Annotated in this window: 17 protein-coding genes and 2 pseudogenes; 15 read left to right on the forward strand and 4 right to left on the reverse strand. The window is 40.1% G+C overall.

From position 1 onward, the window contains the following. Positions 1–206: 206 nt before the first annotated feature. Positions 207–893 (reverse strand): helix-turn-helix transcriptional regulator, encoded by a 687-nt coding sequence (locus Q8G36_RS19890; RefSeq protein ID WP_305161564.1) that lies wholly within the window; start codon positions 891–893, stop codon positions 207–209. Between the two features lie 136 nt (positions 894–1,029). Here Q8G36_RS19890 and Q8G36_RS19895 point away from each other — a divergent pair, with 136 nt between their 5' ends. Beyond that, positions 1,030–1,917: a R2-like ligand-binding oxidase gene (locus Q8G36_RS19895; RefSeq protein WP_305161565.1), complete on the forward strand. Its 888-nt coding sequence runs from the start codon at positions 1,030–1,032 to the stop codon at positions 1,915–1,917. Positions 1,918–2,044: 127 nt separating this feature from the next. After that, entirely contained in the window at positions 2,045–3,256 is a 1,212-nt protein-coding gene (locus Q8G36_RS19900) for an iron-containing alcohol dehydrogenase (RefSeq protein ID WP_305161566.1), read from the forward strand. Positions 3,257–3,401: 145 nt separating this feature from the next. On the opposite strand, the gene Q8G36_RS19905 is transcribed toward Q8G36_RS19900, so the two are convergent. After that, on the reverse strand, positions 3,402–3,656 hold the full coding sequence (locus Q8G36_RS19905) for an alpha/beta-type small acid-soluble spore protein (protein ID WP_305161567.1): 255 nt from the start codon (positions 3,654–3,656) through the stop codon (positions 3,402–3,404). A 222-nt stretch (positions 3,657–3,878) separates the two neighbouring features. Here Q8G36_RS19905 and Q8G36_RS19910 point away from each other — a divergent pair, with 222 nt between their 5' ends. From Q8G36_RS19910 to Q8G36_RS19945, 8 genes are all read left to right on the forward strand, one after another. Then, complete coding sequence (locus tag Q8G36_RS19910; RefSeq protein ID WP_305161568.1) at positions 3,879–4,613, forward strand: YqcI/YcgG family protein; 735 nt, start codon at positions 3,879–3,881, stop codon at positions 4,611–4,613. Positions 4,614–4,788: 175 nt separating this feature from the next. After that, positions 4,789–5,481, forward strand: coding sequence for an FMN-dependent NADH-azoreductase (locus Q8G36_RS19915; protein ID WP_370694092.1), 693 nt, complete (start codon positions 4,789–4,791; stop codon positions 5,479–5,481). Positions 5,482–5,598: 117 nt separating this feature from the next. Beyond that, the gene (gene pepF / locus Q8G36_RS19920; RefSeq protein WP_305161569.1) at positions 5,599–7,395 is read left to right on the forward strand and encodes an oligoendopeptidase F; all 1,797 of its coding nucleotides are present in this window, start codon (positions 5,599–5,601) and stop codon (positions 7,393–7,395) included. Positions 7,396–7,627: 232 nt separating this feature from the next. Further along, entirely contained in the window at positions 7,628–9,874 is a 2,247-nt protein-coding gene (locus Q8G36_RS19925; protein WP_305161570.1) for an AAA domain-containing protein, read from the forward strand. Between the two features lie 283 nt (positions 9,875–10,157). Further along, positions 10,158–11,156 (forward strand): LLM class flavin-dependent oxidoreductase, encoded by a 999-nt coding sequence (locus tag Q8G36_RS19930; protein ID WP_305161571.1) that lies wholly within the window; start codon positions 10,158–10,160, stop codon positions 11,154–11,156. Between the two features lie 93 nt (positions 11,157–11,249). Beyond that, the gene (locus Q8G36_RS19935; protein ID WP_305161572.1) at positions 11,250–12,272 is read left to right on the forward strand and encodes an LLM class flavin-dependent oxidoreductase; all 1,023 of its coding nucleotides are present in this window, start codon (positions 11,250–11,252) and stop codon (positions 12,270–12,272) included. A 92-nt stretch (positions 12,273–12,364) separates the two neighbouring features. Continuing rightward, complete coding sequence (gene pabB, locus Q8G36_RS19940) at positions 12,365–14,113, forward strand: aminodeoxychorismate synthase component I (RefSeq protein WP_305161573.1); 1,749 nt, start codon at positions 12,365–12,367, stop codon at positions 14,111–14,113. Between the two features lie 101 nt (positions 14,114–14,214). Further along, entirely contained in the window at positions 14,215–15,546 is a 1,332-nt protein-coding gene (locus Q8G36_RS19945; protein ID WP_305161631.1) for a D-serine ammonia-lyase, read from the forward strand. A 270-nt stretch (positions 15,547–15,816) separates the two neighbouring features. Here the strand turns inward: Q8G36_RS19945 and Q8G36_RS19950 are convergent. Next, positions 15,817–16,194 (reverse strand): annotated as a pseudogene (locus Q8G36_RS19950) (transposase); the annotation flags it as partial. Positions 16,195–16,508: 314 nt separating this feature from the next. After that, positions 16,509–17,903 (reverse strand): PLP-dependent aminotransferase family protein, encoded by a 1,395-nt coding sequence (locus Q8G36_RS19955; protein WP_305161574.1) that lies wholly within the window; start codon positions 17,901–17,903, stop codon positions 16,509–16,511. A gap of 136 nt (positions 17,904–18,039) precedes the next feature. Here Q8G36_RS19955 and pdxS point away from each other — a divergent pair, with 136 nt between their 5' ends. The 5 genes and pseudogenes from pdxS (at position 18,040) to ssuE (ending at position 21,935) form a co-directional block, all read left to right on the forward strand. After that, on the forward strand, positions 18,040–18,927 hold the full coding sequence (pdxS, locus tag Q8G36_RS19960; RefSeq protein WP_305161575.1) for a pyridoxal 5'-phosphate synthase lyase subunit PdxS: 888 nt from the start codon (positions 18,040–18,042) through the stop codon (positions 18,925–18,927). A 1-nt stretch (position 18,928) separates the two neighbouring features. Beyond that, positions 18,929–19,528 (forward strand): pyridoxal 5'-phosphate synthase glutaminase subunit PdxT, encoded by a 600-nt coding sequence (pdxT, locus tag Q8G36_RS19965; RefSeq protein WP_305161632.1) that lies wholly within the window; start codon positions 18,929–18,931, stop codon positions 19,526–19,528. A 154-nt stretch (positions 19,529–19,682) separates the two neighbouring features. After that, a pseudogene (locus Q8G36_RS19970) lies at positions 19,683–20,429 on the forward strand (SDR family NAD(P)-dependent oxidoreductase). Positions 20,430–20,604: 175 nt separating this feature from the next. Beyond that, complete coding sequence (locus Q8G36_RS19975; RefSeq protein WP_305161576.1) at positions 20,605–21,192, forward strand: TetR/AcrR family transcriptional regulator; 588 nt, start codon at positions 20,605–20,607, stop codon at positions 21,190–21,192. A gap of 209 nt (positions 21,193–21,401) precedes the next feature. Next, positions 21,402–21,935, forward strand: coding sequence for an NADPH-dependent FMN reductase (gene ssuE, locus Q8G36_RS19980; protein WP_305161577.1), 534 nt, complete (start codon positions 21,402–21,404; stop codon positions 21,933–21,935). Positions 21,936–22,009 lie beyond the last annotated feature (74 nt).

The following is a 22,009-nucleotide window of genomic DNA, read 5'->3' on the forward strand; positions in this document are numbered from 1 at the left end:
CGAGACTTCTGCGGGAATAGCGAGTCCAAGGGAGACCCCACAGGCGCAAGTGCGCCGAGGAGGCTCCCGGACCGCCCGCGAAAAGCGAGTGCCTGAAGTGGAAATCAACGTCCAAATTTGTACAAGCTAAAAAAAACTGTAGACAAACTCGATTTTCATCGAGTTTGTCTACAGTCTGAAACCTTCTTTGAAGGTTTTTTTTGTTTTCACATAATCATTTTGTGTCTAATGGCAACCGCGACGGCCTCGGTCCGGTGATTCACTCCCAATTTCCTGATAGCAGAAGATATATGATCTCTGACGGTAAATTCACTAACGCTCATTTTTGGTGCCATTTGCTTTAATCCCATTCCATTGGCTAAATATTGAAGGACCTCCACTTCACGTTTACTTAGAAGGTAAGTGGGAGGGGCGGAATCCAATGTTGGACTGACAGCCAGTTTCAAATAATGGGAAAGCTTCATTAAATCATTCTTGGTAACTGGCTCGTTGGCGTGAATGGGGTCAACCAACACTAAACCGATGGCCCAGTCATTCACAATAATCGGAATGATTGCCAATGAAGAGATGGAAAATCTTTTAACGTATTTTGCAGGGATGGAGGATTTCGCATGCTGGATGGTTAAGTATATGGGTTTGTTATGGATGACTGCTTGGTGGATGGGGTATATATCATGAATATTTTCTCTAACATTATGTAATGAAAAGGTATCTTCACTTGTACATGCACATATTCCTTCACACATTCCTGTTAAACATGAGTAACTGAATAAAGATGCTCGTTGAAATGAAAAAAAATCCACACAGCCCTTTACGATCATTTGTGATTTATTAGCCATATCTTTTTGTTGGGAAATCTTTTTTACATGATTCATCAGAGTTTCCTCAAGCATTCGACTTTATTCCTCCCTACATTTTCAGTGCTAGGATAAATACTACTAATATCTTACAATATAATGAAAACTCTTACAAATTAAAAAGTTCCTTAGAGATTCAAAAGTTTACTCATAATTTCAAGGAGGCATTACCATGAAAAGAAAGAATTTAACGACCACCAGCCGGAGTTTTAGAGAAGATACCCTACCATTTAAGCTTTATCAAAAGGCAAAGAAATTCGGTATATGGAATCCTCGTGACATTGATTTCAGCCAGGATAAAGAAGATTGGAAGTCATTTACTGATATTGAAAGGCAAGTGTTATTAAGGATCATTTCCCTTTTTCAGGGCGGAGAAGAAGCGGTGACTTTGGATTTGCTTCCCCTCATTATGGCGATAGCCAAAGAAGGCAGGATCGAAGAAGAAATGTACTTAACGAAATTTCTGTTCGAGGAAGCGAAGCATATGGAGTTCTTTCGTTATACATTAGATCAAATTGGTGAAACGGGTGATTTGACGGTTTATCACTCAGACACTTATAAATCGATTTTTTATGAAATATTGCCTGAAGCGATGGAGAAGCTTTTATCCGATCAATCCCCTGAAGCTTTGGCAGAAGCAGCCACTGTTTATAATATGTTTACCGAGGGTGTACTTGCAGAAACTGGATATTTCGGGTTTTATCAGACTCTCGAAGCTAATAAAATGATGCCTGGTTTATTAAAAGGCGTGGGTCTTTTGAAGAAGGATGAATCACGCCATATTGCTTATGGGACCTTCCTGCTGCAGAGAATCATCAGTGAACATCCACATATCTTTAAACAGGTTGAAAAGAGAATGGAGAAACTTTCACCACTGGCCATCACGTTAAATACGGAGGGATATGATCGGTTAGGAAATCCATTTGGTAATGACCAACAAGCTATATTAAATTTTACCATGAAACAATTATCAGTGCGGATGGAGATTTTAGCCAGGGCAAAAGGAAAGGGGATTGAAGAGATCTATCAAAGTAACGAAAAGGAATATGGGGTTTTGTAAAGATCGATACAAGAGACAAGCTTACTATCCAGTTTACATTTGTTAATGAATGGCCATCAGGAACTTGGTAGGAGGGAATGAACAATCCTTAATTGCGAATATAGACTAATATCTGAGGTGAAATGTTATGAAGGTAAACGCTCATTCGAATTTTTGGTTAAGGTCTTCAGTATACAGTGGCACTAACACTCGTTCACTCATTCCGGACCTATTCATTGGTCTCGGAGCCAAAAGGATTCTACTCGTGAGTGATTCGGCCTTGGAAAATGCAGGAGTCGTTAAAAAAGTTGCCGAAACTTTTGAGCAGCAGAAATTAGGTGCCAGAGCTGAAATAGTTGGACAGTTTCTGGGGGTTACACAAGACGCGGCTAGTGAATGTGTAAACGAAGCATTGAAATATGCACGTGAAGTGAATGCCGATGCCATACTTGCCATTGGTGGAGGGAGTGTCATTGATACAGCAAAAGCATTGAAATTCGGATTATATAAAGGAATTACGGATATTAATGATTCGATACCAAGCGGTTTTCTGTATGAGGGTTTTCCAAAAGCCCAATCCATGAATATCCCGCATATTTCCGTAGCCACAACAGCAGGAACCGGTTCTGAAGTATCCCCGATCGCAGTCATATATAATGAACATAAAAAAGTCAAAATGAATATATACAATGTTTTTTTAAGTTCGGACGTTGCCATTCTAGATCCCGAGTTAACAGTCGGACTGCCGTCTGACATTACGGCGTTTACTGGTGCGGATGCATTGACACATGCAATTGAAGCGATCGTTTCACCTGCAGCGACATCAATAACCGATGCATATGCATATCAGGCCATTCGAGTTATCGAAAGATACTTACCGAGGGCCGTAAAGGACGGAACGAATATTAAGGCCAGAATGGAAATGCTGCATGGAAGCATGATGGGAATCACTGCATTTTGTAGTGCATTAAATGCGATTCCGGTTCATAACTTTGCCCACGCATATGGGGCGTTATTCCGTATTCCGCATGGATTGGCCAATGCCGTGTTATTACCGGTCGTCATGGAATCAACGCCGGATTTATATCTTCCAAAGGCCCATTTGATAGCCGAAGCCTTTGGTGTGAAAATTCATGATGAGGATTCAAAAGGCATCTTAGCGAAAGTGGTAGAAAAGCTCCGTGTTTTCCTATCTGATCTTGGGCTGCCCTCCGACTTCAGCGCCTATGGAACTAACCAGTCAGATATGGAAAGAATTCTTAAAGCAGTAATGACGGATCCAGCTGCCACTAATTACCCGATGTCGGAGGAATTAATAATGTCAGTAGTTTCAAGAGTCTCACCCGTGAGAATTAATTAATGCTAAAAAAAGCCAGCCCATAAAAGTTGGCTTTTTGCGTTGTAATAATTGCCATCCAACGGTTAAGTCCCAAAAATTTCCGTTCAGTCAGCCCGTTTCGATATATGATCTTTTGAAGGAGAAATACCAACCGGGATCGACTTGGTTAATGTTTTTTTCCTAAGTTTTCCTGTGCCATCTTTATAAGTTCCTTGACCATGCCTCCGCCTAACTTTCCGCCTATTTTTCCATTCTGCTTGGATGTCAGTTCACCGTTATAGTCTTTTTTCAGCGGTACGCCAATTTCTTTTGCTACTTCAAACTTTGCCTCTTCAGGATTCTTTGTACCAGCAACTTTGGCTTTTAAATCATCGAGTCCTTTTCGCGCTTCAGATACGAGAATTTTTCTTCTCCTTGCCATTTAGCATCACTCCTATTTTTTTCTTAGGTTATCCTAATGTAAAGAAAATGATTAATTTGCAGATCGAATGTTTTTTAATTGGAATCCGGATGAATCGGGAGGCAGTCATAAACTCTTAAATAAAGATGTAGATGCAACTGATTGCGTTTATTTGCGGTCCGAAGAAGTTTTAGTTTATTTAAAGCGGGTAACATATAATAAAACGATTTAAGGAGAAAAATGATGCTGACTGCTAATTCAAGTTTGTTAACAAAAGAAGATATGACAAATCCCGAACGAGTGCCGCAATGGCTAATTAAGGAATATCAAACATTCCATAATACAGTGACCGATAAAACCTTTCCTTGTTATTTTGGTATGAAAGCTGAAAATAAAGGGGAACTTCGTTATGCTTATATCACACAGGAAGATTGGTCCAATCTCCCAAAAGCAGTGGAAAGCTTCCTTGATTTATTTCAGGAACCACCATATATCAGGCACGGCCTTTTCGTCTTTATGGAGCCTGAATCGATGGAGGGTGATATAGAATTTTACCGTAAAAGGTTTTGGGATATCCTGCAATACCTGCATAAAGAGGATGAAAAACCTTGGCCAATCGAAAAGCCGAAAGATCCAGAGCATTATTTATGGGACTATCATTTTGCAGGGGAACCAATCTTTGTCTTTGGTAATGCACCTGCTTATAAACATCGTAAAACCCGCGATTTAGGAAATAGCCTTGTACTTGGATTCCAACCACGGATGATCTTTGAAGGCTTGGAAGGAACGGAAAAAGGCGGAATCATGTCGCGTGAAAAGGTTCGGGAACGAGTGGAGAAATGGGATAACCTTCCTACACATCCTGATATCAGTCACTTTGGAGATGTAAATCATAATGAATGGAAACAATTTTTCATAGGGGATGATATAGAACCGATAAAAGGTAAGTGTCCCTTCCAGCATAAAGAGTTAACGTAAACCGTGAGCAAATTGCTCTCGGTTTTTTTATCCGCGTCTTACTGGAATGCGTCGGGGATAATAAAATCCGGGCATGCAAATTCCTGGAATGTACATTTGAAAACAAAAACATATTTCTTGCCTTATTGGATTTTCAGTTTTATAATGTGAAAGTAGCAATTGCAGTTAATTCGAGATATATGGATTAAATGCTATTTTTAAAAAAACACACAAAATTAAAAGAACAATTGGGGGAACAAAAATGTCTAAAGTATTATTTGTTAAATCAAATGACCGCCCAGCGGATCAAGCTATTAGTGTCAAAATGTATGAAACGTTTTTGAACACATATAAGGAAGCAAATAGTAACGATGAAATAACTGAGTTGGATTTATTTAAACTGAACTTACCTTACTATGGGAATACAGCAATTACTGCCCTATATAAACGAAGCCAAGGCATGGAGTTGACTGAAGAAGAAGTGGAGATTGCCGATATCGTGCAACAATACTTGAATCAATTCCTTGCTGCCGATAAAGTAGTATTTGCCTTCCCGCTATGGAACGCAACGGTTCCGGCACCATTGGTAACTTATATTTCTTATCTTGCTCAAGCGGGAACAACATTCAAATATACAGCTGAAGGCCCAGTCGGCTTAGCTGGAGGTAAAAAAGTGGCTTTACTTAATGCGCGCGGATCGGATTATGCATTGCCTGGGATGGATGCTGGCGAAATGGCAGAGAAATACGTAACGATGAATTTAAACTTATGGGGCATAACAAACCCAGAAACAGTTGTAATCGAGGGACATAATCAATACCCAGATCGCTCACAGGATATCGTTGCAGAAGGATTGGCGAAAGTTGCTGAAACTGCAGCAAAATTCTAATTATTAAAAGGGAAACCAGTATGTATTTTTAGCATACTGGTTTTTCTATGCAGATTTTTCTGAAAGTCGATTATAATAAAGGGTAAGCCTATAAGCATGAAAGGAAGTGCAGACAATATGCAAACGTTTAAATCACGTGACGAAATAAAAATAGAAGAAACATGGAACTTAAAGGATATTTACGATGATCAGCCTAAATGGGAAAAAGATTATCAGGAAGTTCTGAAGATGACAGAAAAATTAAAAACTTATGATGGGCATATCCAGTCAGCTCAAGATTTATTCGAGTATTTACGATTAAGTGAGGAACTTGGGTACATTTATAACAAGCTATATGTATTTGCCATGCTGCAAGCGGATTTGGATACACGGGTAACCTCATCACAAGCATTACTGGATCGAGCTGGTAAGTTAGGACAGAAAATCAGTAATGCTTCTGCATTTTTCATGCCGTTTCTTTTGAGCCTGGAAGAACACACATTAAAAGGGTACATAAAAGAAATCGAGGGTTTGAAATATTTTGAAGAGGATCTACTGGATTCCTTCCGCTATAAAGCCCATGTGTTAACGAAAGAACAAGAAGAGGTGCTTTCCCAAATAGGCGAAGCCTTTTCAGCACCCCAAAAAACGTTTGGGATGATCAACAATGCCGATATAAAATTTGGGGAAGTTACGAATGAAGACGGCGAGAGAATAGAGCTAACACGGGGAATGTATTCTAAATTGATTGAAGACGATGATCGCGATAAAAGAAAAGAGGCCTATTTCGCCTATTATCAGCCATATGTACAATTGAAGAATACTATCGCTTCCACACTTTCCACAGCAATCAAGAATAATGTGAATCTTTCAAAACTGAGAAATTATCCATCTGCTTTGGAAAAATCCTTATTTGGAGATCAAGTTCCAAAAGAGGTATATGATAATTTGATTATGTCTACTAAGCAAAATATCGGACCCATGCATAAATACATTCATTTAAGAAAAAAATTGCTGGGTGTAGAAGAATTGCGTGCATATGATTTAAGTGTACCATTAGTCGAAGGCGCTAAAGAGGAGATTTCTTACGATGATGGTTTTTCCTTAATGGTGGAGGCACTGAAACCTCTTGGCGAAGAGTATATCACAATCCTGAAAACTTTTAAGGAAAAAAGATATATCGACGTCAGGGAAACACCTGGAAAACGTTCAGGTGCTTACAATTTAGGACTTTATGGTGTTCACCCATTCATCTTATTAAATCACCGTGATGATTTAGACAGTGTATTTACACTTGCCCATGAATCTGGACATGGCATGCATTCATACTATAGCTCAAAATACCAACCGCAAATTAGTGCAGGGTACTCCATTTTTGTTGCTGAAGTTGCTTCCACTGTGAATGAAATCCTGCTGATTCGACATTTAATTAAGACAACAAAAGACGTGCAAAAGAAAAAACACTTACTTAACCACTTCATAGATAGTTTTAAAGGGACATTCTTCACACAGGTGATGTTTGCGGAGTTTGAAAAAATCGTACATGAAAAAGCTGAAAATGATGAACCTCTTAATGCGGAGGTTTTTAATACAGCTTATGAATCGATATTTCGTGCTTATAATGGAGATGAAATAATTTTCGATGAAGAAGTGAAGTATGGCTGGTCACGCATCCCACACTTTTATCGTCCGTTTTACGTCTACAAATATGCTACTGGTTACGTTTCAGCCATTACGATCGCTGATAAGATCCTTTCTGGGGATAAAAAAACACTTGAAAGTTATTTGACTTTCTTGAAAAGTGGCAGTTCCGATTTCCCATTGGAGCTGCTTAAGAAAACAGGCGTAGATTTGACTAAACCTGATCCAATTGAAAATGCAATGAAGATTTTCAGTGATCTGGTCGACCAATTCACTGAGTTGACAGAAGGCTAATCTAAACCATTTCTTCCAAAAGAGCCCATGGTATGATGTTATAAAAAATGCTATAGTTAAAACATTGGCGTAGGAAAGGCCCAATCAATAGATTGGGCCTTATTTTATATGCTGAAGAAACAGGTAATACGCGAAAAAAGTCACAGTGACAGCGTTATTTTAAACATCGGAGCCTAGCCAATGGGCCAGTTTCTTGGTGCTTCAATGGCATATTTTGTGAGGAAAGTGAAAAATGAATTCGACAGTTAATTATATAAAAGAATGGCAGCAGGCACTTCAACTTGAAATCCTGCATTTGAAAAAATATGGCAGCACAAAATATCTGGTTTCGAACGGTCATCTGCTTACAAGTGACGGTTCTTTCAACTATTATTTTGAAACAGGTTCATCGATAAAAATCCCTGTCGGTTCCGTCGTTCGACTGGAATGGGGCGGAATTAAACAGGATGGAAGGATACTCTCTTCGGAAGGGAAAAGTATAATCATTGATTTTGATCGCTCGTTAGGTGATGTGATCAGTGAAGCCTTTTTATATCATGACCCCTGGGAATTGCTGGAACAATTGATTATCCGCTTGGATGAAATCAAGAGAAGCAAAAGGAAAAGGCTTCGGATCAAGCGCCTGATGGATCCGTCCATGCCTCAAAAACATCCTTTAAATGAAAAACTAAGCAGTGTGAAAGAATTATATGCCCGCTCGAAGTTCAATCCTGTCACTTTTGTTTGGGGACCTCCGGGAACAGGAAAAACCTATACATTGGCCCGTACAGTAGCCAATCATTATTTACAAGATAAAAAAGTTTTGGTCTTGTCACATAGCAACCAGGCTGTTGATGTTTTGATGGCTGAAATTTCGGCATTCATTAAAAAGAAAGATCGTTTCAAAGAAGGCGAAGTACTTCGCTATGGATCTCAAATAGGTGAATCACTAGCCATCCATGATGATATTGTTACGGGGCAATTGTTAGGTAAACATGAACCGACATTAGTTAAAGAAAAAGAAGAGCTAGGCGAAGAGAAACGTCTATTAAAATATGACTTGGCAGGATCCTTCAGTAAAAGGGATACAGATCAATTAATCGAGATAGAGAAAAAACTGGCCAAAGTCTTGGAGAAAATCCGCCAAAAAGAGATTCAATTCGTAAAAGAGGCCAAAGTCATCGGGACGACCTTGGCTAAAGCCGCAAATGACGAAACGGTTTATCAAAAGGAGTATGATCTGGTTATTTTGGACGAAGCGAGTATGGCTTACGTACCTCAGGTGGCTTTTGCTGCAGCGTTATCCAAGCATATTATCGTTTGTGGTGATTTCAAACAATTGCCACCAATTGCTTCGGCTCGTGATTCCCTCGTGAAACTTTGGCTGAAGGAAGACATTTTTCATCGGGCCGGTGTCGCCCAGTCCGTTGAAGAAGGAGAACTTCATCCCCATTTATTCCTATTAAAGGAACAGCGCCGCATGCATCCGGATATTTCAGCATTCACTAATCGTGTCGTCTATAACAATTTTGTTGGCGATCATAAAAGTGTAGCAACTAGCAGAGAGGCCATAATGCTGGCGGAACCGTTTGCCAATAAGGCTGCAGCACTTCTCGATACTAGCTTAGCCGGGGAATATTGCATCACTGAACGGACATCCCACTCGAGAATGAATGTATGGCAGTTGCTTTTATCCTTTCAACTGATTCATGAAGCTTATGTGGGCGGGGCAAGGTCAATTGGATATGTCGCCCCATACCGTGCACAGGCAGACTTGATGGAAAAACTATTAGATGACTTATATGACAAAGAGCGGCAAACGGCGGATATCATAGCTGCAACTGTACATCGTTTCCAGGGAAGTGAACGTGAGATGATGATCTTTGACACAGTTGATAGTTATCCGCAAAACAGGGCTGGAATGTTATTGACAGGGAGAGATAGTGAAAGGCTCATTAACGTGGCCATAACAAGGACTAAGGGTAAGTTCGTACATGTATGTGACACTTCATTTGTTAACAAACACGTTTATCGCAGTAAAACACTTCGTCAGCTTGTCGATCATCAAATTCAAAATGATCAGATTGTATCAAAGAAAGACATTGGAAAATGGGTTAAACACCAGCACCCGAAATTGCAATGGATGCATGCCCGTAAATTGGGGGACTTTCAGGAAGATATTGAATCAACAAAACAGGAGATGGTTATCGCTGTACCGGATTTGAACAGTTTGTCAGAAGAATGGCAGCAATATTTAATGAAACGGAACCCTGGAGTGAAATTGACGATCATATCAGCAAAAAGAAACCCTGATATCAACTCGGATCATTTTATTTGTTCACCTATTTCCTTTTCCTTTATCATCTTTGATAAACGAGTTATCTGGCTAGGTTTGCCCGTAGAGTCCAATAATCGGGTCCAGCCCCCATTTATAGCGGCTCGTTTGGATTCGCAAATAATGGCGGATGAATTACTATCTCAATTCAAAAAAAGTGAATAGCTCCGGAAAGGCCCTTAAAAAGGGCTTTTCCTATTTACATATATCCCTAAAAAGACCTCGATAGAATAAGTGACGACTCCTTGAGCCACCTGGGCGATTAATATATTAAACCAAACACCTCGCTAGAATATATCATTATCTTCTAATCCCCAATTTGGATTCAACTCCTTATATTTTCCGCTAAAGGCTGCAAACTAAAATAACAAAGCAAACGTTTCAGGCGACTTTCGACTAGTTATGATTTACCATTAAGTTACGAAAGCTTAAGAAAGGAGGTAACAAAATGAAATTGAGCATATTGGATCAATCCCCAATTGCATCCGGACAGTCAGCACAAGAAGCATTGCAGGCTTCACTACAACTTGCACAAGAAGGAGATAGACTTGGTTATAGCAGAATCTGGTTAACTGAACATCATGATTTGCCGGGGTTGGCCTGTTCCGTTCCAGAGGTTTTGATAAGCTATATTGGTGCACAAACAAAAAATATCCGGATTGGATCAGGAGCAGTGCTGCTTCCACATTATAAGCCATATCGGATAGCAGAGACTTATAATATGCTAGCTACACTTTTTCCTGGCCGGATTGATTTGGGAATGGGGCGGGCCCCAGGTGGATCTGCCGAAGCAACGATGGCATTATCCGATAATTTTCTTCAGAATGTTTACAAAATGCCAGAACTTGTTCAAGAACTGTTGAATTTTCTAAGAGATGAATTTCCGAAAGAACATCCGTTTTCAAATGTCTCTGCTGCTCCTATCCCCATAGTACCGCCGGAACCATGGATATTGGGAACAAGCGGGAAAAGTGCAAAACTTGCCGCTGAGAATGGTACTGCATATGCGTTTGGTGAATTCATGAGTGAAAATGATGGAGTGCAGAGTTTTCACCAGTACCGTGAACACTTTCAAATAAAAGGGTTACTTAAAGTACCTAAAACAATCGTTACGGTTTCGGCCATATGCGCGGAAACGGAGGAACATGCGAAAGAAATCGCTCTTAGCAACACCCTATGGAAAATTCAAAGTGGACATGGGGAAAGAAAGCAGGTTCCAAGTAAAGAAGAGGTTAGGAATCATGAGTGGACTGAAAAAGAAAAAGCACTGATGGAAACCATGCATAAAAAACTGATTTTTGGTACCCCTTCACAAGTGAAGTATCGTCTTTTGGAGATTCAGGAGAAATATCAGGCAGATGAAATTATGCTGATAACCAACACTCATAAGTTGGAGGATAGGCTTAATTCGTTTCGTTTGATTGCCAGGGAAATTTTTAACAGTTGATCCCTTCGAGCATTTTATGTGCATTTTGTGTGCATTTTCTATATGATGACTTTGCGTCCAATTAATCATAATTGAAAGAAAGAAGATGAAGATATGAATGCTGATCAACATGCAAAAAAACTTAGCGACATTTCTTTTTCCGTTCTGGACCTGGCTTCAATTGTTGAGGGTGGCACAGTTTCGGGAGCTTTTAAAAATACAGTAGAATTAGCTAAACATGCGGAGCAATGGAATTATAACCGTTTCTGGGTTGCGGAACATCATAGCATGCCTGGGATTGCAAGCTCTGCAACATCGGTACTTATAGGCTATGTTGCAGGTAGGACGGAAAGAATTCGTGTGGGTTCTGGTGGCATAATGCTACCGAATCATGCACCGCTGGTTATCGCAGAACAATTTGGAACATTGGAAGCAATGTATCCCGGTAGAATAGATTTAGGACTGGGGCGTGCTCCGGGAAGCGACCAATATACAGCCATGGCACTCCGGGGTGATGTACGTAATAACGGGCAGGATTTTCCTGAACAATTGGCGCAGCTCCGTAGCTATTTAGATGCGGATTCTAAACATAATCGTGTACGCGCCATCCCTGGCGAAGGACAGGACATCCCGATTTGGCTGCTTGGTTCAAGCGGCTTCAGTGCAGCATTATCAGCACAGCTGGGATTGCCATTTTCATTTGCAAGCCATTTTTCCCCTGAAAATACTCAACCAGCTTTAGCTCGTTACCGCAATAATTTCCAACCATCCGACGTTCTCGATAAACCTTATGTCATGGTTGGTATCAATGTATTTGCAGCTGATACTACGGAAGAAGCGCAAAGGATTGCTACATCTTACCAACAGCAGTTCTTGAATTTGATACGGAACACACCCGGTCAACTTGCTCCTCCAGTTGATACGATGGAAGGCCTTTGGACAGAATATGAAAAGGCCATTGTCATGAAGCAGCTGAACGCTTCCATTATAGGAAACCCAAAAGAGGTAAAAGAGCAGTTACAGTCATTTATAAATGAAACACAGGCGGATGAAATGATAATAAACTCTGCCATTTATGATCAGGATGCACGCCTTCGTTCTTATGAAATCATTGCAGAGGTTACTGGAATGAAATAAGTGTCAAAGAATGAGCTTGCAGATCCCATGTCTGCAAGCTTTTTTATAAAATACATACCGATTGACTTCATAAACAAAGTTAGGAGAGAAGAATGAAACGAGAAGATCCTTTATCCTTAATATTTCACTTCACAGATAAACAAGGTGACAGCCGGCCTCTATATTTTACGAACCCGAAAAAAGTGTTCACCGCCCATTCAATTGAGGAAGTCCTTCCCCAATTCCAAAAAGTCCAGGAAGCGATCGAACAGGGGCATTATGCAGCGGGATATGTTTCCTATGAAGCGGCACCTGCTTTTGAAAAATCTTTTAAAGTAAAAGATGGAGCCAAAATGCCATTATTATGGTTCGGGATTTTTGATAAACCGGAAGAAGAAATACCTGAAAAAATGACAGGGGCTTTTAATTTAGCTGAATGGCAATCAGAAACGGATTCAAATACCTATCGTTCCGGATTTCAAAGAATAAAATCCGAAATCGAGAAAGGCAATACGTATCAAGTCAATTATACGATGCGTTTGCAATCCAAGCACGAAGGAGATGACTTCGCTTTCTTTGATCGGTTGAAGAGAGCTCAACGCTCTAACTATAGTGCATATTTGAATGTGGGGACACATCGAATCCTATCGGCTTCACCCGAGTTGTTTTTCCGGTGGGAAGATGGTCAGCTGATTACTCGGCCAATGAAGGGAACGGTAAAACGGGGAACGACATTGAAAATGGATCAGCTCAATGCAGACTGGTTAGCAGCCTCAGAAAAGAATCAAGCTGAAAACTACATGATTGTGGACCTGCTCAGAAATGATCTGGGAATGATTGCAGAACCAGGAAGCGTGAAGGTTCCACAGCTTAAGGCAATTGAAAAATATCCGACCGTTTGGCAAATGACATCCACGATTACAGCCGATACGAATCCAGGAACAACAATCATTGATATATTCAAGGCCCTTTTTCCTTGTGGATCGATAACTGGGGCACCTAAAATTAAAACGATGGAGATCATCGCTGATATCGAGAATTCACCACGTGAAGTTTATTGCGGTGCAATCGGGTTTATCACCCCTGAATCCGAAGCCGTTTTTAATGTGCCGATTCGTACGGTCGTGATCGATAAGGAAACAGGGAAAGCCGAGTATGGGGTAGGCGGGGGAATCACTTGGGATTCCGAGTTATCGGAAGAATATGACGAAGCCTTTTTAAAAGCCAAATTATTGACGGTGGAAAGGCCTGTTTACAAACTATTGGAATCGATGAAGCTCAGCGATGGCGAATATTATTTGTTGAATGATCATATCGATCGGATGAAACAATCCGCTGATTACTTCGATTACCGATTCTCTGAATTGAATCTTAGAGATCGGCTCCAAAAGTATGCGGAATTAAACCATGGGACGCTGCAAAAGGTAAGGGTACTACTTAATGAAAATGGTGAAATTGAAGTCTCCGGACAAGCAATCAAGCCCCTTGATTCAGAACTTACGGCCATCTTGGCTGAAACTCCAATATCAAGTGCAAATCCATTTCTATTTCATAAGACCACCAATCGTGATGTATATGAAGGCTTTCAAATGAATAATCCCGACTTCCATGATGTCCTGCTTTGGAATGAAGAAGGATTCATCACGGAATTCACGAACGGAAATGTAGTGGTGAAGATAAATGGTGACCTCTATACGCCTCCGGTGGAAACAGGTCTCCTTGCTGGAACACTTCGTCAAGACTTGATCAGGAAGAAGGAAATCAAGGAAAAACCCATTTCAAAGACTGACCTTAATTACGCTGAGGAAATTTGGTTTATTAATAGTGTGCGAGGGAAATTAAAAGTGAATTTAACTTTCTAAGCTGATTATTCGTAAAAAAGTGAAAATTGTAATCTTTATTGCAGTTTGTTGAGTTATAGTAGATGATGAAAACTACATTTCTGGGAGGGACTGCTGTGGAGATGAATCAAATCGCAGGTTTATCGATTATGGATTGGAAAGCGAAAGATCCTATACTTAATAATGTGATAAAGATGAATGAAGTCTTCTGGACGAATCCAGATTACGGTAACAAACAGGAAAACCCACTCGTCCAAGCTGACCAAGTTAAATGGGCTGAAGAAAGATTAAATAGATTTGCCAATTATATAATTAAAGCCTTTCCAGAAACCGAACCAATGGAGGGGATCATTGAATCACCACTAGTCGAGATTCCTTCCATGCAAAAACACTTGGAAGAATCCTATGAGACTAAAATAGCTGGGAAACTTTTGCTGAAATGTGACAGTCACTTACCTATATCAGGTTCCATCAAGGCACGCGGAGGTATTTATGAGGTCTTAAAGCGTGCTGAGGAAATTGCGATGAAGCATGGTGGTTTAAAGCGGACTGATAATTATGGAATACTTGCGAGTGATGAATACAAGGAGCTTTTTTCAAAATATTCAATTGCAGTCGGTTCAACCGGCAATTTAGGAATGAGTATTGGAATAATAAGCGCTAAGCTGGGATTTAAAGTAACGGTCCATATGTCTGCAGATGCCAAACAGTGGAAAAAGGATAAATTAACAAGTCTTGGAGTCATTGTAAAGGAATATGATGATGATTATAGTAAAGCTGTAGAAGAAGGCCGTAATGAAGCATCACTTGATCCCGATTGCCATTTTATTGATGATGAAAATTCCATGGATCTGCTGCTAGGTTATGCGACGGCTGCAACGCGCCTGAAGAAACAACTGAAAGATATGTCCATACCAGTGGACGAAGATCACCCTTTGTTTGTGTACCTACCATGTGGAGTCGGCGGTGGGCCCGGTGGTATAACATATGGGCTCAAGTTAGCCTTTGAAGATGATGTACATTGTTTTTTTGCAGAGCCGACACATTCACCATGCATGACGCTCGGATTGATGACAGGCCTTCATGACAAAGTCTCGGTGCAGGACTTTGGAATCGATAATAAGACGGAAGCGGATGGTCTTGCTGTCGGAAGGCCTTCAGCATTGGTTTCCAGTATGATGACGACCATGTTAAGCGGCAGCTATTCCATAGAGGATAGAAGGTTATTCGAAATGCTCAGGGAAATGGCAGAGACGGAAGGTCTTTATTTAGAGCCATCTGCCCTAGCAGGAGCATTTGGTCCGATACAACTTTTGTCAGCTCAAGAAGGAAGGAAATATCTTATGGATCAAAAACTGCTGGATAAAATGAACCAGTCCACGCATATCATCTGGGCGACCGGCGGAAGCATGGTACCAAAGGATATGATGGAACAGTATTTATCTAAAAGTTAAAAAAATCCACAAGAGTGATATTCTCAGACTGTAGACAAACTCGAAGAAAAATCGAGTTTGCCTGCAGTATTTTTATTTAAAAAACTTCCCAGTTGTTTTTAGCCGAAGCACTTTTTAGTCATACGGAGCTTTATTCGACCGTCACCGCATTATTCGGACTCCGGAGCATTCATTTTGCGGTCCACATATTGAATTTGTTCCCTTACCGCCGTCTTCCTGCCAAGCCTCCTCACCGCAAGCATCTAGCGGGGTCTCGTCAGTAGCTGTCATTAAGATACGATAGAAAACCTGTTCAAACAGGTCTGGTCTGTTTCTTTAAAGCGTCGTTCATAATTTTTCCCAAACGTTGAGAAATGAGGCACTTTATCATGGAAACCATAGCCTAAGAACCAACGGTAAGCCATATTTGTTTCAACTTCTTCAATTGTTTTACGCATTGAACTATTGAATGAAAGTAAGTTTAACTAATATAACTGGATCAATACTTGTGCGTCCTATCTCTGAATACATATCTTCCACCAAATCATAAATGAAAGAGAAGTCAATGGCAGCCTCCATTTTACGAACCAAATGGTTCGCTTGCACTAGTTGATCTAAAGTAATCATTTCCAGTTGATCTCTCTGAATAGTATCATGTTTAGAAAGCATCCTCATCACCTCAAGGTTTATTAATTCTATTTTAAAACAATGAAGACTTTAGGCAAAAGGGTTCTATCTAAAAGTTAAACAAAGTTGATTGAAACGGAAGGCGCGAGACTCCTGCGGGAAAAGCGAGTCCAGGGGAGACCCCGCAGGCGCAAAGGCGCTGAGGAGGCTCCCGGACCGCCCGCGGAAAGCGAGTGCCTGTAGAGGAAATCAACGTTCAAATTGTACAAACCTCTAAAAAAACTGTAGACAAACTCGGTGAAGATCGAGTTTGTCTACAGTCTGAGAAGTTCACGACAGTGAACTTCTTTTTTTCTTTATAAACCCCATGAGGTCAATAAAAGGTGAATGGCTTTTTCCAATTCGGATTCAGGGATCCCTGCAAAGCCCAATATGATTTTTGGAGGGTGTTCGTCAATTTTTTCGATCGAATATGTCGATAGTCCATAAATTTTAATATGATCTTCGTTTGCCTTCTGAATAAGTGTCTGTTCATCCATGCCGTTCTTAACGATAAGGACGATATGCAATCCTGACCGTTCACCAATGATCTTTATTTGTTGATGGGGTTTAAACAGATCAATCACTTTATCTAACTTGCGACGGTAAACTTTCCTCATTCGATTTAAATGCTTTTCGAAATCCCCTTCCTTCATGAACTGAGTCAACACATGCTGATCAATCCGAGAAACGGTTGAATGGTAAAAAGATAATTCCTGTTGATGCATTTGTAACAATGGAGCGGGAAGAACCATATAACTGATCCGAATTGATGGCATCAATGATTTGGAAAATGACCCTAAATAAATCACCTTATCACCAGCATCCATACTTTGTAAGGAAGGAATTGTTTTTCCACTATAACGAAATTCACTATCATAATCGTCTTCGATAATATAGCGGTTTGCTGCCCCTTGAGCCCAGTTCAACAATCGTGTCCGTCTGTTAACGGATAGGATCGTCCCATTGGGGAAATGATGTGAGGGTGTGACATACACGACGTCGATCTTTGAATCTTCAATTTGGTTCACCTTTACGCCTTCTTCATCAATTTGCAGTGGATGGACTTCATTTGGGTAGCTGCGTAAAATCCGGTGAATCAAGTGATACCCAGGATCTTCAACACCATAGATGGCATTTTTATCGAATAGAAGGACAAGCTGCTGTAATAGAATTTCCATTCCTGCACCAATGATGATCTGTTCGGGAACACATTGTACACCACGTGCATGATACAAATAATGGGCAATTTCACATCGTAATTCATATTCCCCTTGAGAATCCCCCAGTAAAAGAAGATCTTGATGCGATTCATCGATTTTGCTTTTCGTGTATTTTCTCCATTTTTCAAATGGGAAGTGTTCCGTGTCAATTTGGCTGGGATGAAAATGATACAGCAATGCCCCTTCTTTATGATTGATTTGCTCCAAGGAAACTTGGTCAGTTTGTGTATATTCTAAATCCTCGAATGTTTGAATATAGTATCCTTTTCTTGGTATGACTTCAACGTATCCTTCAGCAGTCAATTGTTCATATGCAGTCTCGACAGTATTTTGACTTATTTGAAGGAACTCTGCCAATTTCCGTTTGGAAGGCAGCTTTGTGCCGTAAAGAAGACGGCCATCAATGATTTCTTTTTTAATATGTGAATATAATTGTTCGTACAAAGGTACTTCACTTAACCGATTTAAATCACAAGAAAGCATATTCATTTTGTTTCCACCTTTTAGAGAAATTTATTGCTGACCCCATTAGTTTTATTAAAACTGACACTTTCAATGCGGTCAACTATTTTTTATACTAAAAATATAACAAATCTAAAAAATGCAAATATTAGGGGGAAGAGAAATGGATAAATTATTAGGAACTGACACAGTAAAAAGAGGAATGGCACAAATGCAAAAGGGTGGCGTAATTATGGACGTCATTAACGCAGAACAAGCAAAAATCGCAGAAGCATCCGGTGCTGTCGCTGTCATGGCATTGGAAAGGGTTCCTTCCGACATCCGTGCGGCTGGCGGGGTAGCTAGAATGGCAGATCCGCGAATTGTTGAGGAAGTAATGAATGCAGTGTCCATCCCGGTTATGGCTAAAGCAAGGATTGGCCATATTGTTGAATCAAGGGTCTTGGAATCCATGGGAGTGGATTATATCGATGAAAGTGAAGTGCTGACTCCTGCTGATGAAGAATACCATATTCTAAAAAGTGATTTCACCGTACCTTTCGTTTGTGGCTGCCGTGATTTAGGCGAAGCTTCACGCCGTATTGGTGAAGGAGCATCAATGCTTCGTACAAAAGGAGAACCAGGTACGGGTAATATTGTGGAAGCTGTGCGTCATATGAGAAAGGTACAGTCACAAATTCGTAAAGTGAGCATCATGAGTGATGATGAATTAATGACAGAGGCAAAAAATATTGGAGCCCCTTATGAAATTTTAAGAGAAATCAAACGCACAGGTAAATTGCCTGTAGTTAACTTTGCAGCTGGCGGAATTGCTACCCCAGCAGATGCAGCATTGATGATGGAATTGGGAGCAGATGGCGTTTTCGTAGGGTCTGGTATTTTTAAATCTGAAAATCCAGAAAAATTCGCATCCGCAATCGTTCAAGCGACTACATATTTCACCGATTATGAATTGATTGGCCGGTTGTCCAAAGAGTTGGGCAGTGCTATGAAAGGAATTGATATTTCCAAACTAGCTCCGGCAGAACGGATGCAGGAACGTGGATGGTAATATGATAACTATCGGTGTTTTGGGATTACAGGGTGCAGTTGAAGAACACTTGAACCAAATCAAAGCTGCCGGCGAACAAGCAATTATCGTAAAGAAACCGGAACAGTTGCTGGAAATCGATGGCTTGATCATTCCAGGCGGAGAAAGCACTACAATGAGAAAGCTTATGGATCGTTATGGATTTATGGAACCGATCAAAACTTTCTTCGAAGGTAAAAAACCTATTTTCGGTACATGTGCAGGGATGGTATTGGCGGCCAATGAATTGACTGGCGATGAGAAGGCCTATCTTGGACTAATGGACATTTCCGTGAAAAGGAACGGATTTGGACGTCAAAGGGATAGTTTCGAGGCTGAACTGTCAATCAAAGGAATGGAAGACCCTTATAAGGCAGTTTTCATCCGGGCGCCATTTGCTTATGGAATTGGAAAAGGTGTAGAAGTATTGGCTGTTTATGAAGAGAATGTAGTGGCTGCGAGACAAGACCATGTCCTCGTCAGTGCGTTTCATCCAGAATTAACAGGTGATGATCGTTTTCTGCAACTTTTCATTGAAATGGTGAAGACATCAATAAGTAAGGTCGAATTGAAAACCTGTTAAACAAATGAAGCTGTCCTAGTAATAGGACAGCTTTACTTTTGAATGCTCATAACGCTATAAAAATACATATTGCTTGAATTTAATATTCTTTACTTTTATTATTAAAAAGTAAGTAATTACTTACTTATTTTTTTGATGTTGAAGGGGAATGTTTATGAAAGCAAGAGTTGCAGTTATTACAGGAGGAGCAAGCGGAATTGGCCGAGCGACATGCTTGAAATTCAGGGGAAAAGGTTGTTGTAGCGGATTTTAATGAAGAAATGGGTCAGGAAACCGTTGAACAGATAACAGCGAATGGTGGAGAGGCCATTTTTGTTAAAACGGATGTTTCTAAACAGGAAGATGTTGAATCGTTAATCAATAAAGCAGTGGAGGCATACGGAAGGATCGATATCATGTTTAATAATGCCGGCATTGGTGCAGGCGGTATGATCCTAGATCAAGATATGGAGGGTTACTTCAAAACGATTGGAGTGAACCAGCACGGAGTTGCCTTTGGAATCATGGCAGCAGGACGGAAAATGAAGGAGCTTGGTATCAATGTATCAAGGGTGTCATTATTAATACCGCTTCTGTGTTTGGCTACTTAGCTTCCCATGGAACTTTTGCCTATCAGGCGACTAAAGGCGCTGTAAGAATGATGACACAGACAGCAGCTTTGGAATTGGGTGCTTATGGCATACGCGTAGTGGGCATTGCGCCAGGCGGGGTTGACACTCCTATCATACAAGGCTATAAAGATATGGGGATCATCGATAAATTGAATGCAAGTCAAATGCGCGGTAAATTAATTAAGCCAGAAGCCATTGCAAATGCCGTCTATCTATTATCGTTAGAGGAAGCGGATGCGATCAATGGAAGTGTAGTCATGGTCGATGATGGCTATGCATCTTTTAAGTGATTTCCTGAAAAATAGAAAACATCGTCCCAACCAGACGATGTTTTCTATTTATGATATATGGGGATATTGAATCCTAAAAGATCAAAGGTAATATTGACCGATTGATACCATCGGGATATCATGGAAAATAGATTGGTGAAACCGGTCTTATCTTTATAAAAGAAGGTTGATATTTTTGAAAAAAGGGCAGCAAACCAAAGAACGAATCATAAATGTAGCCCGGACTCTTTTTGCCACTAAAGGTTTTGACATGACAAGGACGAATGAAATTGCCTCTGCATGCAATGTTTCCGAAGCTACTATTTACAAATACTTTGACAGCAAAAAAGATTTGCTTTTGGCTACAATTACCCCTAATGAAAAAGAGGAATCTGAAGATGGGACTAGCCATCTTTCTACGGATGAGCTAGTGGAGAATCATGTTTGCACGATGATTAAAAAAATTCTTGAAAATAAAGAACAGTTTTCGATATTATTTAGAGAAACACAATTCGATCAAGATATTTCAAAGCAATATGTAGATCAGATTTTCAAGCCAAATGCCAAGCATATTGAAATACAGAAGAGAATAGATAGCGGAGAGATACAGTATATCTCTGATATTATCCTATTTAATGTAGGGATCATTTCTTTCACATTGGCATTATCTACACATTATGAGATCCATCAACAAAAAAAGGAGCCATATTTTACTTCTGAACGAATTAAGAGCATTGCTCAACTTTTGGTATATGGTATTCATGGGAAACAAAAACATACATAATGAAACGGTCATATTGAAGGGCATGAGCATCAAGCCGCAAATATGACCGTTTTATTTCATACAGAGTCGATGAAGTCAACTTGTGAATTTATTAAACCAGAGTGTAAGATTTGACTTATATTTTTCAGACTATTACGATAAATTCATACTGCACGAAATGCTTTACGGAGATTTTATCTGGAAATCATGTAAAATTGGAGGGGGATAAAATGAGCGATATCGTAATTTTATCAGGAAGTCCGGCTATTCCATCAAGAACGGACATTTCACTAAAACATATTCAATCATTAGTCGAAAACGAAGGATTTACCACAGCTTATTACTCAATTACGGATTTTTCAGCAGATGATTTATTCCAAGGGAAATATAATAGCGAAGATATCTTAAAGCTTTCAGGGAGAATTCAAGCAGCTAGAGGAATCATTATAGGTTCACCGGTTTATAAGGCTTCTTATCCAGGTGTATTGAAAGCCTTGATTGATTTGCTGCCAGAAGGTGCTTTTAAGGGTAAGCCAGTGCTGCCAATCATGATTGGTGGAAGTAACAGGCATCTATTGGCGATTGACTATGCGCTTAAACCATTAATTTCAATATTAAAAGGCGAGCCGCTGCAGGGCATTTATTTTGTTGATAAGGAAATAGATAAACAGAATCCAGAAAACCCGATTAATGATTTGCATTTAATTGATCGTGTCCAGAGTCAAGTTCAAGAATTTGTAGAAGCGATACAGTTAAGAAATTAATGACTTCAAGTGATCCCTTCTACATAAGGACTGGAATTCGAGAAATTATTTTTTCAAGTAATAACAGGCGTCAA

The organism is Peribacillus frigoritolerans (assembly GCF_030676415.1).
GTDB classification, from domain to species: Bacteria; Bacillota; Bacilli; order Bacillales; family DSM-1321; genus Peribacillus; species Peribacillus frigoritolerans_A.

Excerpts from the sequence above, each read along its gene's own strand:
- Q8G36_RS19890 (WP_305161564.1), bottom strand. The coding sequence starts at position 893 with ATGCTTGAGGAAACTCTGATGAATCATGTAAAAAAGATTTCCCAACAA.
- Q8G36_RS19895 (WP_305161565.1), top strand. The coding sequence starts at position 1,030 with ATGAAAAGAAAGAATTTAACGACCACCAGCCGGAGTTTTAGAGAAGAT.
- Q8G36_RS19900 (WP_305161566.1), top strand. The coding sequence starts at position 2,045 with ATGAAGGTAAACGCTCATTCGAATTTTTGGTTAAGGTCTTCAGTATAC.
- Q8G36_RS19905 (WP_305161567.1), bottom strand. The coding sequence starts at position 3,656 with ATGGCAAGGAGAAGAAAAATTCTCGTATCTGAAGCGCGAAAAGGACTC.
- Q8G36_RS19910 (WP_305161568.1), top strand. The coding sequence starts at position 3,879 with ATGCTGACTGCTAATTCAAGTTTGTTAACAAAAGAAGATATGACAAAT.
- pepF (WP_305161569.1), top strand. The coding sequence starts at position 5,599 with ATGCAAACGTTTAAATCACGTGACGAAATAAAAATAGAAGAAACATGG.
- Q8G36_RS19925 (WP_305161570.1), top strand. The coding sequence starts at position 7,628 with ATGAATTCGACAGTTAATTATATAAAAGAATGGCAGCAGGCACTTCAA.
- Q8G36_RS19930 (WP_305161571.1), top strand. The coding sequence starts at position 10,158 with ATGAAATTGAGCATATTGGATCAATCCCCAATTGCATCCGGACAGTCA.
- Q8G36_RS19935 (WP_305161572.1), top strand. The coding sequence starts at position 11,250 with ATGAATGCTGATCAACATGCAAAAAAACTTAGCGACATTTCTTTTTCC.
- pabB (WP_305161573.1), top strand. The coding sequence starts at position 12,365 with ATGAAACGAGAAGATCCTTTATCCTTAATATTTCACTTCACAGATAAA.
- Q8G36_RS19945 (WP_305161631.1), top strand. The coding sequence starts at position 14,215 with ATGAATCAAATCGCAGGTTTATCGATTATGGATTGGAAAGCGAAAGAT.
- Q8G36_RS19955 (WP_305161574.1), bottom strand. The coding sequence starts at position 17,903 with ATGAATATGCTTTCTTGTGATTTAAATCGGTTAAGTGAAGTACCTTTG.
- pdxS (WP_305161575.1), top strand. The coding sequence starts at position 18,040 with ATGGATAAATTATTAGGAACTGACACAGTAAAAAGAGGAATGGCACAA.
- pdxT (WP_305161632.1), top strand. The coding sequence starts at position 18,929 with ATGATAACTATCGGTGTTTTGGGATTACAGGGTGCAGTTGAAGAACAC.
- ssuE (WP_305161577.1), top strand. The coding sequence starts at position 21,402 with ATGAGCGATATCGTAATTTTATCAGGAAGTCCGGCTATTCCATCAAGA.